The sequence below is a fragment of the Flavisolibacter ginsengisoli DSM 18119 genome (assembly GCF_900129295.1).
Taxonomy (GTDB): domain Bacteria; phylum Bacteroidota; class Bacteroidia; order Chitinophagales; family Chitinophagaceae; genus Flavisolibacter; species Flavisolibacter ginsengisoli.
Window position 1 is genome coordinate 1 of sequence record NZ_FQUU01000029.1, and the last position, 18,984, is coordinate 18,984.

13 protein-coding genes are annotated in these 18,984 nt (G+C 40.0%); 10 read left to right on the forward strand and 3 right to left on the reverse strand.

The genetic code is table 11. The annotated features are described in order from the left end of the window. From BUA53_RS20150 to BUA53_RS20170, 5 genes are all read left to right on the forward strand, one after another. Window positions 1–342: GIY-YIG nuclease family protein (locus tag BUA53_RS20150; protein WP_217653038.1), on the forward strand; the 342-nt coding region annotated here is incomplete at its 5' end. A gap of 178 nt (window positions 343–520) precedes the next feature. After that, window positions 521–1,084 carry a helix-turn-helix domain-containing protein gene (locus tag BUA53_RS20155; RefSeq protein WP_072837203.1) on the forward strand — a complete coding sequence of 188 codons (564 nt, stop codon included), beginning with the start codon at window positions 521–523 and terminating at the stop codon, window positions 1,082–1,084. Between the two features lie 79 nt (window positions 1,085–1,163). Beyond that, window positions 1,164–3,044 (forward strand): Ig-like domain-containing protein, encoded by a 1,881-nt coding sequence (locus BUA53_RS20160; protein WP_139256525.1) that lies wholly within the window; start codon window positions 1,164–1,166, stop codon window positions 3,042–3,044. A 58-nt stretch (window positions 3,045–3,102) separates the two neighbouring features. Beyond that, window positions 3,103–5,052, forward strand: coding sequence for an outer membrane beta-barrel protein (locus BUA53_RS20165; RefSeq protein ID WP_072837204.1), 1,950 nt, complete (start codon window positions 3,103–3,105; stop codon window positions 5,050–5,052). A gap of 234 nt (window positions 5,053–5,286) precedes the next feature. Then, window positions 5,287–5,793 carry a hemerythrin domain-containing protein gene (locus BUA53_RS20170; protein ID WP_072837205.1) on the forward strand — a complete coding sequence of 169 codons (507 nt, stop codon included), beginning with the start codon at window positions 5,287–5,289 and terminating at the stop codon, window positions 5,791–5,793. Window positions 5,794–5,839: 46 nt separating this feature from the next. Here the strand turns inward: BUA53_RS20170 and BUA53_RS20175 are convergent, their stop codons facing one another. Beyond that, entirely contained in the window at window positions 5,840–6,820 is a 981-nt protein-coding gene (locus BUA53_RS20175; RefSeq protein WP_072837206.1) for a lipoate--protein ligase, read from the reverse strand. Between the two features lie 223 nt (window positions 6,821–7,043). Next, window positions 7,044–8,606: a hypothetical protein gene (locus BUA53_RS20180; RefSeq protein WP_072837207.1), complete on the reverse strand. Its 1,563-nt coding sequence runs from the start codon at window positions 8,604–8,606 to the stop codon at window positions 7,044–7,046. A gap of 500 nt (window positions 8,607–9,106) precedes the next feature. Between BUA53_RS20180 and thrA the strand changes: the two genes are divergently transcribed. The 4 genes from thrA to BUA53_RS20205 all read left to right on the forward strand — a co-directional run bounded on the left by thrA (window position 9,107) and on the right by BUA53_RS20205 (window position 14,187). Beyond that, window positions 9,107–11,551, forward strand: a complete 2,445-nt coding sequence (gene thrA, locus BUA53_RS20190; protein ID WP_072837209.1) for a bifunctional aspartate kinase/homoserine dehydrogenase I — start codon at window positions 9,107–9,109, stop codon at window positions 11,549–11,551. Window positions 11,552–11,609: 58 nt separating this feature from the next. Further along, the gene (locus tag BUA53_RS20195; protein WP_072837210.1) at window positions 11,610–12,542 is read left to right on the forward strand and encodes a homoserine kinase; all 933 of its coding nucleotides are present in this window, start codon (window positions 11,610–11,612) and stop codon (window positions 12,540–12,542) included. Continuing rightward, complete coding sequence (gene thrC / locus BUA53_RS20200; RefSeq protein WP_245793239.1) at window positions 12,496–13,842, forward strand: threonine synthase; 1,347 nt, start codon at window positions 12,496–12,498, stop codon at window positions 13,840–13,842. The genes BUA53_RS20195 and thrC overlap by 47 nt, the downstream gene beginning before the upstream one ends. Before the next feature lie 132 nt (window positions 13,843–13,974). Then, a complete protein-coding gene (locus BUA53_RS20205; RefSeq protein ID WP_072837212.1) occupies window positions 13,975–14,187 on the forward strand; it encodes a hypothetical protein in 213 nt (70 codons plus the stop codon). A gap of 31 nt (window positions 14,188–14,218) precedes the next feature. On the opposite strand, the gene BUA53_RS20210 is transcribed toward BUA53_RS20205, so the two are convergent. Next, window positions 14,219–16,183 (reverse strand): O-antigen ligase family protein, encoded by a 1,965-nt coding sequence (locus BUA53_RS20210; RefSeq protein WP_175546126.1) that lies wholly within the window; start codon window positions 16,181–16,183, stop codon window positions 14,219–14,221. A 702-nt stretch (window positions 16,184–16,885) separates the two neighbouring features. Here BUA53_RS20210 and BUA53_RS20215 point away from each other — a divergent pair. Further along, window positions 16,886–18,984: hypothetical protein (locus tag BUA53_RS20215; RefSeq protein ID WP_139256526.1), on the forward strand; the 2,099-nt coding region annotated here is incomplete at its 3' end.

The window sequence follows — 18,984 nt, forward strand, 5'->3', positions numbered from 1 at the left end:
GAAAGCTTTCGGGGAAGAGGTCGTCGGTTCGACTCCGATATTCTCCACGCTTTAAAGCCGCCTTCGGGTGGCTTTCTATTTATGTTTTACCTCTATATTATCTATAGTTCAAAATTAGACAGGTACTATGTTGGTTATACAGCTGACATTGAAGTAAGGATTGTTCAGCATAATAGTGGTTTATCTTCCTTTACTTCAAAGGCAAATGATGCCTCAAAAGAAAATGATTGTCTTCCCAATATTCAAATTATAAATGCCTGTTTACATAAGCATGTTTTGATATATACTAAGTGTCTACAGGAATACTTACCTTACACTCCTAAAATTGCCTACCGCAGGTAAGCATATTTTGTAGTGGACATGGCTATTAAAAGAAAAAATAGCCATTGATAACTCCTTTTACTTGTAAATATTAAGAGATTTCTTCTGGCCTTTGATTTAAAAAATAACTTCCCAGGGTAAAGCAATCGATAATTTTTTATGGTTTAGTTCCTACAAATAGTTAGGGAAATTATTACTTATGAAGTTATTTATTAAATATATGGTTAGTTCTCGTTGTAAAGAACTGGTATTGACGGAACTGAAAAATTTAGGCGTGCAATCGCAATATGTTATGATAGACCTGGGAATGGTTGAAATCCTTGAGTCAATCACAAAGAAGCAACGCAGGATATTGGAAGAAAATCTCCGGCATTCGGGTTTGGAAGTATTGGACAGTAAGAAGAGCAGGATGATTGATAAAATAAAGGATACGATCGTGGAAATGATTCAGTCTGAATATATGCCTGTAACAAATTATTCTGACTTTCTTAGCAAGAAGTTGAAGTATGATTACACTTATATGGCCAATGTTTTTTCTGACGTTAAAGGAATAACCATTCAGCAATTCATCATTATAAACAAAATAGAAAAAGTCAAAGAATTGCTTCTTTATAATGAATTGTCCCTTACCGAAATATCCAACCGGATGAACTATAGCAGCGTTGCTCACTTATCTAACCAGTTTAAAAAAGTAACAGGTCTTACTCCGTCATTTTATAAGCAGATCAGGGAAAAAAGGGAAAAGGCCATGTCTGATGTGTGAAATATGTAAATCTTTAAGGGAATAGTATAACGCATAAAATATTTGCGATGATAAGTTTGCAGCGTTATTCAAATGCTGCATGAAAAACAAGGATAATCCTTTGCAGCACTTGCAATCATTTAAAAATCCAATGATGAAAACTGCAAATTGCCCAATTGCGCAAAGCTTTCTGCTTAAGCAAAAATTCCCAACACTTTATTTTAGTACTTACAAATTGTTTCTTGCCTTGCTGCTTGTTGTATTCACAGCAGGATGTAAAAAGGTTACAGAAGAACCAGGCAACAAAGGTGTATGTCCTGTAGTTGTTTCTTCAGATCCTGCCAATGGTGCAGTAAATGTCGCCACAATTAAAAAGATCTCTGCTACATTTAATGAAGAGATGGACCCAGCTACCCTGGATGCATCTTCATTTTACCTGAAACAAGGCACCAACCTGGTACCTGGTACTATTAGTTACACAGGTAACACTGCTACCTTTAGTCCATCGGCTCCACTCGCAGCAAACACTGTGTATATAGGAACGATCACTACCAAAGCAAAAGATCCTTCTGGAAATGCGATGGTCGCCGACTATATATGGACTTTTAATACAGGTAATATTCCTGTTGTGGTATCTACCGATCCTGCTAACGGTGCTGTAGATGTTGCATTGAATAAAGTAATATCGGCAACTTTCAGTACAGCTATGAAGGCTAGTTCTTTAAATGCTAATACTTTCCAAGTAAAGCAGGGTCTCTCTGTTATTACGGGATCAGTTACATATAATGGTGTCACTGCCAGCTTTACACCTTCAGTTCCCCTGTCCCCGAATAAGGTTTACACTGCAATGATTACTACAGCAGCAAATGACACTGCTGGTAACAGCTTGTCTGCAAACTATACCTGGAGTTTTGTTACAGGAAATATTCCTTCCGTTATTTCAACTGACCCTGCAAACACAGCTACAGGTGTAGCACTGAATAAAAAAGTTACCGCAACGTTTAGTGAATCCATGAATGCGGCTACGATCAACACAAACACATTCCTGTTAAAACAAGGAACTAGCTCCATTTCCGGAACAGTGAGCTTTGCCGGAACAACAGCTAGTTTTACACCATCTGTCAACCTCGAAGCCGGAACTACTTATACCGCAATCATTACAACAGGTGCACAGAATCCAGGGGGAAACCCGATTTCAGAGGATTATGTTTGGTCATTTACAACTACGGGAGTAACGACACCTCCTCCTTCAAAATTGGGTAGTGCGGCTATGTTTGGTGTATTCGGCGGAAGTGCTGGTATTACCAACTCGGGATTGAATACAGTCATTAACAATGGCAGTATTGGAACAACCGGCGCGTCTACCCTGATCACTGGTTTCCATGATGGCACTACCGGTGATATTTATACTGAAACTCCTTTGAATGCAGGACTGGTAACAGGCAGGATCTATACAGCTCCACCAGCACCGGGAACGGCTACTTCTTTCGCCATTGCTTCGCAAGGGTTACTTGATGCGAATAATGCATATAACAGCATTTCTCCTGCCTCCAGGCCAGGTGGTACCGATCCGGGTGCAGGCGAATTAGGCGGATTAACCCTTGCGCCGGGAGTATACAAATCTGCCAGTGGCACCTTTAAAATTACCAATGGCAACCTGACCCTCGATGCCATGGGGGATCCTAATGCAGAATGGATATTTCAGACTGCTTCAGGACTCACGGTAGGTATAGCAGGTCCGGCAGGTGCACGAAGTGTAAACCTGATCAATGGAGCGCAGGCTAAGAATGTCTATTGGTATGTAGGTAGTGCTGCAACGATTAATGCAGCTGGTGGTGGCATAATGTCTGGTACCATCATCGCTTCAGCCGGTGTAACTTTCTCTACTGCAGGCAACGCTGCACAAACAGTATTGAATGGCCGTGCCTTGTCCTTAAATGCATCCGTAACCCTGGTCAATACAACTATAAATGTGCAATAACAAGACAGTTATTAATCAGTGCACATTAAAAATTAAAATACAATATCAAACAATATTTATGTTAGTATTTCATTCAAGAACACAAAAGACTGCCCTGCTTTTCCTGGGATTGATTCTTGCAGGATCCAGGATAGGGGCACAACAATTAAATCGTACGGAACCCATATGGTGGTTTGGTGAATCAGTAGCAGCCAATTTAAATTACTACCGCGGAACTACTCAAATGCTGAACGAAAACGTAACGGTACCCACTGCCTTTCATAAAGGTTCTGGTGTAAAGCCATACTTCTCTTTACTGACGGAATACAGACCCAATAAAAAATGGGGCGGTATGTTGAACATCGCATACGATAATCGTGGAGGAAAGTTCGATGATGTAGTGGCTCCTTGTAATTGCCCTGCAGAACTAAAAACCAATATCAGTTACATTGCAATTGAGCCAAGCCTGCGTCTTGCTCCATTTGCTTCTTCTTTTTACATTTTTGCAGGACCGACAATAAGTTATAATGTAGCAAAATCATTTACTTATAAGCAGGAAAAGCAGGAGGATAGGACCGGGGACTGGAGTAATGTACATAAGACCGCATTTTCAGCTCAGGCAGGCGCCGGTATTGATTTAATGTTATCTGCTCCATCGAATACAACACAGGTAAGCCTTTCTCCTTTCGTTTCTTTTTTAACTGATCTGGGCCATGAACCTCGGGCCAATCAAACCTGGTCATTTTATGCGGTACGTGCCGGGGTGGCATTAAAAATAGGTTCTCAAAAGAGAAAGAAGGATATTCCTTCAACTGTTTCGGAACAAAAGATAAATTTTTCTGTACGTGCACCCAGGCTGGTTTCTCCAAACCGCCAGGTAAAGGAAACATTTCCCCTGCGTAATTCCGTTTTTTTCAACATGGGATCAGTTGAAATACCAGGCCGTTATGTGATGTTAAACAGTGCGCAGGCAAAAGCCTTCAGAGAAGAAGAATTGCAGGATAACCAGCCTGCAAATTTAAACAATGGCCGTTCCTCCAGGCAGTTGGCAGTGTACCATAATATTTTAAATATTCTTGGTGATCGTTTAAGATCCAACCCTAAAAGCACTATAACATTGGTAGGTGCTTCTGATAAAAACCCTGCAGAAGGAAAGCAGATGGCTGAAAAGATCAAAGATTACCTGGTTGAAACTTTTAACATTGATGCATCACGTATAATAACTGAAGGAAGGGATAAACCTTTGGTTCCCTCCGAACAGCCCGATGCTAAAAAAGAACTTTCACTCTTGCGCGAAGGTGATCGAAGAGTGGATATCATAAGCACTTCAAATGAGCTGCTGATGCAGGTTGGAGGCAATGCTTCTCCATTTCTAAAGCCTGTGCAAATTGAGGCGATACAGCAAGACCCATTGGATAGTCATGTTATTTTTAATGCATTGGGAGCTAGTGAACTTTTAAAATCCTGGACAATTGAAGTCACAGATGAAAAAGGTGCGGTTCAACATTACGGACCATTTACAAAAGACCAGGCCTCTGTTCCTGGAAAAACCATCCTGGGCAATGACATGCAGGGAAACTACAAGGTCGTCATGTTGGGTGAAACCAATACAGGCAAGCCAGTGAAAGCTGAAAGCTCGGTAAGTTTACTTAAAACGGATGAAGAAAAGCAGGTAGGAAGACGCTATAGTATTCTTTTCGATTTTGATAAATCAAAGTCGATCAGCACTTATGAAAGTTTCCTTACCAATGTAGTTGTGCCGCTTATCCCCGAAAACGGAACAGTGATCATTCATGGTCATAGTGATGTCATTGGTGAGGAAAATTACAATGTTTCACTTTCTCTTGAAAGGGCAGTAGGTGCTCAGAATATCATGGAAGCAGCTTTGTTGAAGGCTGGGAAGAAAGGTGTAAATTTTGAGACTTTTGGATTTGGAGAAGATACCGGAATGGCACCATTTGAAAATAACCTCCCGGAAGAAAGATTTTACAACAGGACAGTTATAATAGATATCGTTCCCCAAAAATGATACAGCAGTTAGTATCTTTTGAAATAAAAGCCGCCTAAAGAAAATTAGGCGGCTTTTATTATAGTAGATATGTGCCCGCTAAATAATTCTACTGGTCAATGAGTTTTTAACTTGTTCATTAAGTAAACCCTAGCTTCAGATTTTAAATTCTTTATCAATCTCTGCAAAGAGGATATTAAAGTTCATTTTCTTAATTTGGTATTTTCTTGATCAGCTCTATTTTCTTTTTGCATTATGGACAACCAGATTTACCAATTTTTCACAAATGATCACCGCAGAATTGAGCTTCTTCTTGAGAAAGCAACGGAAGATGTGAACAATATTGATATGGATTATTATTATAGCTTTCGCACTGGTCTTTTGAAGCATATCAAGATGGAAGAAAAAATACTTTTTCCGGCAGCCCAAAAAGCCAATGGAGGTACTCCTTTATCTCTTGCATCCAAACTTCGTCTTGACCATGGTGCAATCACTTCATTAATGGTGGTTCCTCCAGATCCACGGGTTATCAAAGTATTGCGTCATGTATTGGAAAAGCATGACATCCTTGAAGAACAGCCAGGTGGCATGTACGATATGTGTGAAAACTTAACTGCAGGTGATACACAAAATATATTGGACCAGTTATCAAAAGTTACAGAAGTGCCGGTTCAACAATATAACAAAGCTGATTATGCTTTAGGCGCCGCCAAACGGGCTTTGGAAAGAGCTGGTTTTGACTTTGATGCAATAGCAAAATAATCACCAATTCTGTAATGGTATTTTGCTTTCCTCAACAAAACAATTTCTAAAAAAGAGCACTAATCAATTCATCTACCCCAATATTGCGGAAATGCTTTTCCATAGGCAATCTGGATAAAGTATTTCTAAGCGCTCCTTCTTCGTGCTGAATATTAGTTAATGCATCTTCTACTTCTTTAATACCTATCTCTGAGAAGAAATCACCAAAAATCTTAGCCCTTTCGATCCTCCCATTTTTTACATCCAAATTAATTTCCAATAGGCCGCCTCCTGTACGAACAGCCTTTTTGTAATTGTACTCAGGTGATTTTCCGAAATTCCATTCGTGGGTAGCATATTTCTCATCCCGAAGTTTTTGAATTTTCTTTTTATCTTCTTCAGTAAACGCATAGGGACGTGCATTAGGATATGTGGCCAACACATGATCCATCAATGTTTGGGTAAGCTCCTCCAGGCTAACGTGACTTTTTAAATGATCGGATATATTAGTTACTCTTTTTGGTACCGATTTAATGGCCCGGTCTGTATATTTTACAGGATTGATACGCAGCGCTTCACTGACATCCCTAATTTTCGATGCAAACAATAAACACCCGTGATGCAGTATTTTGTTTTTGTGAATATGTGCAGCATTGCCTGCAATTTTTTTCCCATCAATCATTAAATCATTCTTTCCTTCAAAACGCGCATCAGCTCCTAACGATTGTAATACCTGTACAATAGGGCGGGTGAACTTTTCAAAGTCTGATAAATTTGCATTCTTTCCTTGCTCGGTAAAAGAAAAATTAATATTCCCCAAATCATGATATACGGCACCACCCCCGGAAATACGCCTGACTACTGCAATATTTTGCTCCTTCACATAATCATAATTAATTTCTGCCAATGTATTCTGATATTGCCCCACGATAATAGCCTTATCGTTTCTCCATAACATGAAACAATCTTCTTCAATATGCTTTAAAATATATTCATCAGTGGCTACATTAAAATAAGGATCTGTGGATTCATGGTAAATGCAAAGCATGTATGGATGTAGTTTATTATTTTTTTAAATTCATTTGAGTACTGGTCATATTAAATACACTGTATTCAATAGTTGACTACTTTGATTTGGTATTTCTTTGTATTTAAATACATTTATTTGCCATTCTTTCAATCTGCAAATCTAAATTCTGTACATGTATAAGGCTATTGAATTGCGGAAATAATCAGAAACTTCCAGCTCCTGTGATAAATGTTATGATGACCTACAATTGTTTTTGTTTCCGGCTCATCCTGGCATTATACTTTTCACCAATGATGACACTCATTGGTTTATTATAGACCTTATGTTCCACCCAGGAAACTATATCCAGGTAAACAAAAACCCGTGTCTGGTAACGTTCTGCTTCCAGTTTTTTGATCTTTAGGAGGAAGACGTCCAATTCGGCTTTCATTTCGTAGGGCGGTATCTGGAAAGTGCGGCGAAGGAATTTCAATATTTCTAATTCTGTATCTGTCAGGTTTTGCATTTTAGACATGAACCTGTATACAGATTTGGTTAGGTATTGTAAAAGTTCGTAATTACCCAGTTCATAATGAGCCAATAAATGCAATAAGCGCGAATAACATTGAAGATCATACCTCAGGTCAACAGACTCATTGATGATCTTCACCAGGTAGTCAATACACGCATCGTAGTTGCCACTGCCAAAATAAAGGGTAGCAATCTTATAATTAAGTACCAGCACCCTGTGCCTGTCAATAAATAAACGGTATTCTTCCAGTTTTTCTTCAATGCCAGGCACTAATTGTAATCCCTGTTGAAAAGTACCCTTCAGGAAATGTTGGTTGATCTTTGCCTGTGCTATATATAGAAAACACTGTATTCGAAAGTTGTCGTTTTCCTGCACTCTTTCAGTCCTGGCAAAGTTTTCAAACTCTTTTAAGGTAGGCGTAAATTGCTCATGGTTGCGTAGGTCAAAATGTGCATTCAACAGGTTATGAATTCCCTTAATATAGTGCCCTGTTTCCACTCGTTTCATTAATGGTGTTTCATGAAACAGGTCAACCCATTTTTGAGTATAACGGTAATACTTTAGAAAGTCCTGTGTAATAAATGCCTGCCAGCTATAAGATTGATATAAATAAAGCTTTTCATAAAATCCTGTTTGCTCCCATGCATCAGCCGGGAGGTTTTCTTTCATGAACTGGTTGATGGACATTTCATCTTTTTTATTACGCGTATGTCCATGTTTGATGTACCAGCTATAAAGCATCAGTGCAAGATTTGACAAACGTGCCACCATATCTATGTGCCTTGATACTTCCAGGGCTTCCATAGAAAGTTGCTCGGCTTTATCCTGCATACTCCGGGTAATATGAAGGGTTTCAATTCTCTTTTCCAAAGAGATCACCTGGCTTAGAAAATAAAACTTTTGATGTGTTTTGGCTGTTTCCTTTGCCTTATCCAATATGCGAAGGCTTTGTAGGAACAGGCCTTTCTTATAAAGTATATGCGCATAATCAAATTGTTCATTAAGCTGAAGATCTATGCTGTCAGCACTTTTTAAAAGGCGCAGGCTGGCTAGTATTTGTTTATAGAGATGAGCCTTAAGATTTGATAATTGAGTTTTTTGTACAGTAGGTAGTTTTTTCAGCAGTGCTTTCTCATCATACTCATTTAATTTATCCACTGCGTCAAATAGCTGTACAACTTTTAGATTTTCATTGGAAGAACTCCTTTTAATATATAGCTTAAAATGCCTTTTTTCTGCCTTTTCCAAAGAACGGATGAGCTGAAATAATATATCAGGAGGTTTGTTGGACATAATGACGATAATTCTTTAGAACGCTGTACTGGCAAGGGTTTATAATATGAAACTCATTTTTGCCATGCTAAAAACTTGTAAAATTAGGTTCCGCATAGAATACAGGTGTTCCTATTTTAGTACTGGAATTTGATTTATATAGCAGGCAATCGTTAAAGCAGGCAATATTAGCGTCCCGAAAAGACGAAATAAAAAGTAAAAATAAAGATTTTTATATAGCAAGCAATCGTTAGCGTCCGCTGTTTCTACAGTGGACTTTTCTTTAACAATTATACGCCTTTTTTTAATTAAAATTATTTTCCTATTTTGTAAGAACAAATGGCAAAGCATTCTTTCCATATTTCTCTCTCTCTTCAACGGTTTTTTGCTGTTGGTTCTACAACTACAATTATTACAACAACCCGAAAGGGTTGTATATGATCATATTGCCACTGGCTAAATAAGCGCTTTCTCAAGGAACATCTATTTTTTTAAGGCAGTACTCTTAAACCTTCAGGTCTATGCAAGTATTAAAATTTGGCGGATCTTCTGTTGCCAATGAAAAGAATATAAAACAGGTAAGCTCGATCATCAGAAATGCCCTGAGTAAGGATAAAACAATCATTGTAGTTTCTGCCCTTGGGGGTATCACCGACCTTTTGTTGCAGGCAGGAAGTATGGCATCAAATGCCGATAACGAGTACAAACAGAAATTGGCGGAAATCAAAGAAAGGCACCTGGAAACAGTACGCTTGCTTTTACCATTGACCCATCAAAGTTCCATTTTAAGCGCTGTTATTCAATTAAATAATGAACTCGAAGATATTTGCAATGGTATTTATCTTCTTGGAGAATTGTCCGACCGGATTAAAGACCGTGTTGCAAGTTTTGGAGAGATTTTGTCCTCCAGAATACTATCATCATACCTTGAGGTGACTGGTTTAGATAATACCTGGGTAGATGCGCGCCAGTTGATCATTACAGACAGCAGGTATACAAGGGCCCATGTGCAACAGGAAATTACAGAGAAGTATATTCGTAACTATTTTCAATCTGCAATAGGTCACCTGTTTATTTTACCGGGCTTTATTGCCAGCAATGAGCAGGGACATACCACTACACTGGGCCGTGGAGGATCTGATTATACTGCAGCCCTGGTAGGAGCAGCAACCAATGCAACGGAAGTGGAGATCTGGACTGATGTACCAGGTATGATGACTGCAGATCCGCGTCTTGTACCTCACGCCAGGACTATTGATAACATTTCCTTCCAGGAAGCAATGGAACTTTCTCATTTTGGTGCCAAGGTCATTTACCCTCCAACTATTCAGCCTTTATTAAATAAGAACCTGTCAGTATGGGTAAAAAATACTTTTGCGCCAGAATTGCATGGCACACTTATTCACGCTCATACCCAATCAGATGGTAGTATTATCAGGGGAATTTCCAGCATCAGCAAGGTTGCATTGTGTAGCCTTGAAGGTAGTGGCATGGTGGGTATTCCAGGATTTTCTAAAAGATTATTTGATGCCCTTGCCAGGCAGTCAATCAATGTGATCTTTATTACGCAGGCATCCTCCGAACATACCATTTGTGTTGGAATTGACGAAGGAGCCATACGCCAGGCAAAACAGGTTGTTGACGAGGAATTTAAAAATGAGATAAAAGAGGGCCGGGTAAATCCACTGGATATTGAAACTGGTCTTGCCATTGTGGCGCTTGTAGGCGATCATATGAAAAGTCATACAGGAATCAGTGGAAAGATGTTTGGGGCATTGGGTCGAAATGGTATCAATGTCAGGGCTATTGCGCAAGGGTCATCCGAAAGAAATATATCCACAGTTATCAATGCTTCCGATGTTCGCAAAGCCATCAATGTGCTTCATGAAGATTTCTTCGAAACAACCTATAAGCAGATCAACCTGTTTATAGTCGGAACGGGTAATGTTGGTAAAAGGCTACTGCACCAACTAGAACAGCAATTTCAATACCTGCAAAAGCATTTGCGGTTGCAGGTACGGGTTATAGGATTGGCTAACAGTCGTAAAATGGTCTTTGATGATAAAGGAATAAGACTATCACAATGGGGTGAAGCATTAGATAATGGCTTAAAAATGAACCTTCATGATTTCATTGAAGAGATACAATCTAAAAATTTGAGAAACTCAATATTTGTAGATGTAACTGCAAATGAATCAGTTTCCATGTGCTACGATGCCCTTTTCAGAAAAAGTATTTCAGTAGTAGCTTGTAATAAGATTGCCGCTTCTTCTTCCTTGCATAATTACCAGCAATTGAAAGACCTGGCAAGGGAATATAATTGCTTATTCCTTTTCGAAACAAATGTGGGAGCGGGTCTTCCTGTCATAAATACATTAAATGACTTGGTGAGCAGCGGTGATACCATTCAAACCATCGAAGCTGTGTTAAGTGGTACGCTTAATTTTGTTTTTAATAATTATAATGGTGAAAGATCCTTTGCTTCTGTTGTAAGGCAGGCACAGGAAGAAGGATATACCGAGCCGGATCCCAGGCTAGATCTCAGTGGTAAAGATGTTATGCGTAAGATCCTCATCCTGGCCAGGGAGGCAGGGTATCCCCTGGAAATGGATGCCATTTCCAACAACTCTTTTTTACCTCCGTCATGCATGAATGGGAGCGTGGAGGATTTTTACAAGGAAATGGAGAAATATGAGTCGCATTTCAGGCAACTCTATGAGGAGGCAGCTAAGGATCATAAAAAGCTGAAGTACGTGGCCTCATTTAAGGATGGAAAAGCTGCTGTAGGATTACAGCATATTGATGCTGCTCATAATCTTTATCATTTATATGGTAAGGACAATGTGGTGTTATTCTACACTACTCGTTATCCCGAACAACCCCTGGTTGTGAAGGGGGCGGGCGCTGGTGCAGATGTTACAGCTTCGGGGGTATTTGCCGATATAGTGCGGGCGGCAAGAATATAATTGTTCGCTCAATGTAAGTATGACTCTAACGCATTTTAGTAAGTAATAAGTTGGTTCAATGGATACAATCAGATCTGTAACGGTTCAATCGCCCGGCACTATTGCTAACCTGGTATGTGGTTTTGATGTATTAGGCCTGGCCTTGCATCAACCTTTTGACTGTTTGACGCTGAAGCTTATTGACCGACCGGAGGTAGAGATCATAAACCATGATGACTATGGGCTTCCAACCGATCCAGTAAAGAATGTATCTGGTGTAGTTCTGCTTTCTATTATGGAACGCCTGCATAATGGGGTGGGATTCCAGTTGATATCTGAAAAAAAGATAAAGCCAGGCAGTGGCATAGGGTCAAGTGCGGCAAGTGCTGCCGGCGCAGCAGTAGCTGCCAATATGCTGCTGGGAAATATCTTTAATAAGGAAGAGCTGGTTCAGTTTGCCATGAATGGAGAAAAGTTGGCATCTGGTGTAAAGCATGCAGATAATATTGCACCTTGTATTTATGGAGGCATTACCCTGGTAAGGTCTATTCATCCTCTTGATATCATATCCATACCGGCTCCATCATTATTTGTAACTGTTGTACATCCGCAAATAGAAGTTAAAACAGCGGATGCAAGGCAAATTCTTAAAAAGGAAATTCTTTTAAAAAATGCTATTAAACAATGGGGTAACGTAGCCGGACTTGTAGCAGGTTTTTTCAAAAACGATCTTGATCTCATAAGCCGCTCACTGGAAGATGTGGTCATTGAACCTTTAAGAAGCATACTCATTCCAGGTTTCGATGAAGTAAAAGTTCAAAGCAAGACTGCAGGCGCTTTAGGAGGTGGCATCTCAGGTTCAGGGCCTTCCATATTTATGTTGAGTGCCTCTGAGGGTATTGCAAAAGAGGTAGCTCAATTGATGTCGGATGTGTATACACGCCTGGGAATTGACTTTCATACCTATGTTACTACTATTAATCAAAAGGGGATTATTCAAACTGAACAGTAATAAATATATGCAGTACTATAGCCTGAATGGACACTCACCAATGGTGGATTTCAAAGAAGCTACCATTAAGGGACAAGCCCCTGATAAGGGTCTTTATTTTCCCCGGGAAATTGCCATATTGCCCAAAGAATTCGTTAAGAATATAGAAGAGTATTCAAACGAAGAGATAGCTTATAGATTGCTGCAGCCTTATATAGGCGAAGACATAGAACCTGGCCAGCTTAGAAAAATAGTAAATGAAACCATAAACTTTCCTATCCCATTAAAAGAAATAGAGCCATCGACATTTATCTTGGAGCTTTTTCATGGTCCAACCCTTGCATTTAAAGATGTAGGCGCCCGTTTTATGAGCCGTTGCTTATCCTGGTTTGCATCAGGTCATGACCGGAAGATCATAGTGCTGGTTGCAACATCAGGAGATACCGGTGGAGCAGTGGCCAGCAGCTTTTACGAAGTGCCTAATGTAGAGGTGGTCATTTTATATCCCTCCGGAAAAGTAAGCCCGATACAGGAAAAGCAATTAACAACACCTGGAAAAAACATACACGCGTTGGAGATAGCAGGTAATTTTGATGATTGCCAGGCGCTGGTAAAAAAGGCCTTTGCAGATAATGATCTTACCAGGAAGCTGTTTCTGACTTCTGCCAATTCCATCAATGTCGCAAGGTGGTTGCCACAACAGGTGTACTATGCTTTGGCATGGAAACAATGGCCATATAAAAACGAGCCCCCCGTGGTATCAGTCCCTAGTGGAAACTTTGGCAATATTTGCGCAGGTTTATTGGCTCATCTATCCGGAATACCTGTAAAGCGATTCATAGCCGCTTGTAATGCCAATGACGTGATCCCACAATATTTTCAAACCGGTAATAGGATTTCAAAACCTGCAGTGCCTACTGCTTCTAATGCTATGGATGTTGCTGATCCAAGTAATTTTATTCGCATACTTGAATTATTTGAAAGAAACCTGGACAATGTAAAAGCTAAAGTATGCGCTACTACCAGCAGCGATGCCGAAACAGCAGCTACAATCCATGAAGTCTTTCAGCAGTATAATTACACATTAGATCCTCATACTGCTGTAGCCTGGAATGGTCTAAATAAAAATAGAAGCCATGGCGAAAAAGGTATAGTCATTGGCACTGCCCACCCTATAAAGTTTCCAGATTTTGTTGAATATAATACAGGTAGTAAACTAGCTTATCCTCCCTCGGTTCAGTCATTACTTTCCCTGGATGCTTCCAGCACTCAGATGAAAGTTGATTACCCTGATCTAAAAGAGTTTTTATTAGCTTTTTAATCAACTAATTGGCTTCATTAATTTTTTTGATTTACCACTGATACGTAAAGTTACTTAGGGAATATTTTGTAATGGTAGTAGCTCATTCAGGTATGTAAATCTTATATTCGTAATAAGGAAACAAGCTAAACCATGACACACCTTTTCGAACCTTTTACACCTGAGTTGTTCAAACAAATGACAGGCATGAATGCCCAGGAAAATGAAGCCATATACCTGCGCTGGGTGAACTCCCAGATTAATTATGCTAATTATCAGAATATGCGTGATATGAATAATTCCCTTAGAGAGATCATTGCCCTTTTAAAAGAAGGTGCAATGGTAAATGCAAAGAACAACGGTTGACCACCGGAACATACTTCTTTATCTCCATTCTCTATTTCCCCTGTTCCAAAAAGCTTTTCTTATGCTGCAGGTAGCTATCTCCTGGAAATAATTGCAAAGCACTATCTACCAATTTGCGCATCCTTACAGTATCATGTGGCAGATCATAGAGATAATTCAGGTATTCATTCCATGCCCATGATTCACTCCTGTATTGAATAAAAGTAGCAAAGGCCTGGTTCAAACTGGCTGTATCTTTTGCATGAAAGCTGGATGCATTCAATTGTTGGTAAAGTGCCGCACTTTTAGGGCGCTTTTGAAAGCCTGCCCTGGCAAAGAAAAGCGAGCTATCACGTTTTCCTGTTTCACTATATATTTTTGATAGTAACAGGTCATCATAAGGGAGGTAAGGGTTTGCCTTTTGACCTTCTTTAACCAGTGCTAGTGCCTGGTCATAATTTTTCTCCCTGTATAAATAATTGGCCTTAATTATAGCCACAGGCATACAGAAGCTATTGAGGTTTGGAATAGCAGGTAATGAATTGTCCACTTCCTCATATGTCTTCTGCGGCTTTTCCAATTGCACATCAGCGTTAATTTCAAACTGTGCCTTCATAGACTTATAAGTGCTATAATTCAACCATATAGTTGGGATCAATAAAATGGCACTTACTATAAAGAAGTATTTCAGGCAGCTCTTTGGTTCTTTACTTTCTTTTTCATGGTTCTTCTGAATTTGCAGGTATGCATTTACTATAAGAGCGAGCAAAAGAGCAAAGAATACCTGCATCACAGGCCTTTCTGCCGGGAAGTTGAAAAATGCATCAATAGCGTAAACCATTAGTGCCATAAAACAAAATGAGGCTGTTATTTCAGCTTCCTTATCGGTCTTATTCTTTATTACTTTATATAGGTAAAAGGCAGCGCACATAAAAACAGAAAGAAAAAGTAAAGCGCCTGGTATACCCGATTCTGTGGCTGCTTCCAGGAAGTCGTTATGTACATGATAATTGACCTCGAAATCTTTGGTCACTATCTTTTCATAAGGTATGGATGCCAGTTTCCAATTGCCATAACCTGCACCCATAATGGGATGATGGCGCACATAACCAATAGCATTGTTCCATAGAGGTAAGCGGTGGCCGGAACCTTTCACATCTACGGCAATGCTGCTTAATCTTTGGCCAAGGTTACCAAAATAGGTTTCATTTTCCTGCATGCCTGCCGCATTGCGCAAGGCAATGGCTGATAGCACAAAGCCAATTATCAGGGGTAATGAAATAGAGATGATGGAACTCCAGATTTTAGACCCTTGCCGGAAAAGAAAGAAAAAATATAATAAGGTGATAGCAATAAAGCTGATATAGGCAGCCCTTGCATTTAGTAATGCAATGGCAAAACAGGCAAGGGTGAATGAGGCCAGGTAAAGCCATTTTTTCCAGGAAATGGAGCGATAGAATCCATAAAAAAGGAACGGCACTTTGATGACCAGCGAGGCTGCCAGTATATTTTTATTTCCTGCTGTGCCTTTCAGTCCAAGGATCAATTGATTCAGGTCCACTTCACCATAACCCTTTGCGAAGTTTACAATTACTATGAATGATTGTAGGGCCAATATGCCCGTAAGTAAGCCACATAGGATATTCATAATTCCCTTACGTTCATATAATAATATGGACAGGTTAATGTACATGAACAGGGTAGTGGTGAAACGTGCAAAACACACCAGGGACTCAACTTTATTAATGGCAACCAGGATGGATATCCCGGACAATATATAAAAGCTGGTATACAAGATAGTTAGTGATGATCTGCTGATCTTGTTAATAGCATTTCCATAATCAACTTTGGAAGTAAGAAAATATCCAGCACATAAAAGATCAAGTATAGCTACATACAGCCATTGGGGAGCCATGACATCTATGGCCCGTGTTTCGGGAATTAGTTCAACCAATAAGTAAAGAACAATAAATAGGGTGGGGAACGTTGCCTGTTTAGTGATGTCTGAAGTTTTCATTACATCTTTGGCTTTTAGGCCAGTTATAGGAGCTTTTTTGGCTTTGGTACTCATTATAATATGAAAAGAGTTAGTCTTCGTAAGCTATCAAGATAACAAAGAAATGGCAGAGCAAAAAGTTACAATAACACTCATATAAACCCTGTAAGGCTGAGTTTAATATGCAATATGGATTGCTAATATTAATAGTATTATCGAGGGGCTTTAATATTATTTTGAGTTATTTTAGATTCAGATATCTATAAATTATAAGTGTTATTACTTATACATTTAAGGTAAGGAATATCGTAAAACTACGACTATCACAAAAAAATAAATAAAATAAAACGTTGATTTGTGAATAATATTCCTTTACTTTTGTTTCACCTATTTTAAGCACTTAACCATATTTAACCCTCCCCTTGAATTCCTTTCCGGCAACCCTTTTGTCCATCCTATGCTTTGACCTTCATCTCCAATTCTGTTAAGCCGCATTTCGAAAATTATTTAGTGTAACAAATTTTTTTGTAAAGCGTTTCTTCTATGAAATGTGTTTGCGATCTGCTGTTCCCTGTATACCATTTTGCATTTGGCAAATCTCCGCCAACATAACACTTATAAAGACCGTTAGTTTCAATTCTTACCCTTTCAAAGCCGCAAGTCCAGTATTGGTAAAGAGCCTTATCAATATTTAGTGATCTAAAAACAACAACATTTATGAGAATGTCTACTCGATGTCGCCAGGACAAATGGCGAACACTTATGGCAGGCGGCATCAAAATCTTTTTGACGCTGTTCCTGCTTTCTTTTTTAACAACAAGATCTTATGGGCAGGGGGCATATAAGCCTTGTGCAGCTCACCGTTGGAATTCTGGAGAAGCCTGGTATAAAGACCCTTCTACTGGTTTATGGACGGGTATTCCCGCTACTGGTCAAACTCAACCCCAAGGTGTTGTTGGTTGTGCCAGTGCAGCGGCAACGGAATCAGGTTTGGAAGCATATAAGGGGATTTATAATCCGGCAGATTTTGCCATTACCGGGCTTTCAGATTGCTTTAATATGAATGGAAACACATTTGGAGCAAGTCTGGCTCCTCCCGAAGCTGGGGAAGATATAGTGTGGTTCAATTTCGACATCAGGCCTTTGGCGGGTACTTATCAATTCCAGGTGGTTTCCAATGAGGCTGTAGGATGGGCACTCTATTATGTAGACCCTGCCGATGCACGCCCCAATTCATCTGACCCGGGGCCAACTTATCCTCCAGGGTCTCAATTGTCAGGCAATTGTTTGAACCTGAAACCGGCAAACATTACACTTAGTGGTGTAGCACATGGCAATTGTGGCTTGCAGGGAAATGGATGGTCAACCATTACCGTTCCTTCCTTTAATAAGCCAACCAACTATTATTTAGCTATGTGGCTGGCACCAACAGGAACAGGGGATGGAAAGTCAACTTTTCCAAAGAGTATGTCCCTAATATATAAATCAAGGTATGGATGTGGTGGATCTACCTGTACGATTGAATCTGTTGGACAACCTGTGTTAAGTTGTGTTAACGGAGGTGCTAATGGATATACTGTTTGCCAGACTTTCCAGGGAAGCGCAGGAAGGTGGTTAATTCAGGATCCATTTGCGCTTGATGGAAATCCTGCTACAATTCCAGCAACATCCTATACGGTTACAACATATAAACAAGACGGTACAACCGTAGTTAATACAGCTACTTATACAACCCTGACTTCAGCATCAACACTTACCTTGGGAATAATTCCCGATGGGGCTGTATTTGCAAAGGTTTGTGCAACCTATGGAACTATTGGGCAACCCTTTAGTATTAATTTAGTTCCTGATCCTTCTTATAATGGCGGAGCCGATTATGTTGCGTGCGGAGATGGTGCCAGCTTTAGCGGAAACAGTCCAACACTTCCTACAGTTGATGGTACTGCCACGCCTTCTACTATCAACCTGGCTACAGGTAATACTTCTGCTCTTTCTGCAATAGCCAGCGGAGGAACAGGACCATATACCTATGCATGGACACCCGTTACTCCAGATGCATTTTCTTCGATCACAAATGCCAATTCGGCTAATGCGACCTTTACTATTCATACGTTTCCTTCACCCCCTGTACCACAATACAATTTACAGGTGGCTGCCACGGATGCCATTGGATGTAAGGCTACAGATCCGGTGGTAATTAATGTGGAGTCAACACTTGAGCCTTGTGGTATTTATGGACCAACTCCGGTATGTCAAACTGCAAGTGGATTGGTTTATACATTTGGAGACGCTGCTACGCAAACTCCATTTACCCTAAATAAAGTAAACTATGCCTATAAATGGTCAATTACTGGAAATGGTACAATAACCAGTGCAGTTGATAATACAGGTACTGTAACTGTTAACCCAACTGGTTCGGGATCATTTACCTTAACAATGACCATTGATAACATTACAGGAATACAGCCTGACAGAACTTGTACATATTTGGTAACCGTTAATCCAACACCAGAGTGTAGCATCACAGGTAACAATGTGATCTGTGCAGGCCAGACTGCCAGCTTCACGGCTTCAGGTGGAACCACGTTTGCATGGACAGGACCTGGTGGCTTTACAGCTACTGGTGCTACCATCAGTGGTTTGACAGTGGCAGGCACTTATACGGTTACGGTAAGCAGTGGTGAAAATTGTACAAGCACTTGTACAAGGGAACTGACTGTTAATCCATTGCCAGAGTGCAGCATCACAGGTAACAATGTGATCTGTGCAGGTCAGACTACCAGCTTCACGGCTTCAGGCGGAACCAGTTATTCATGGACAGG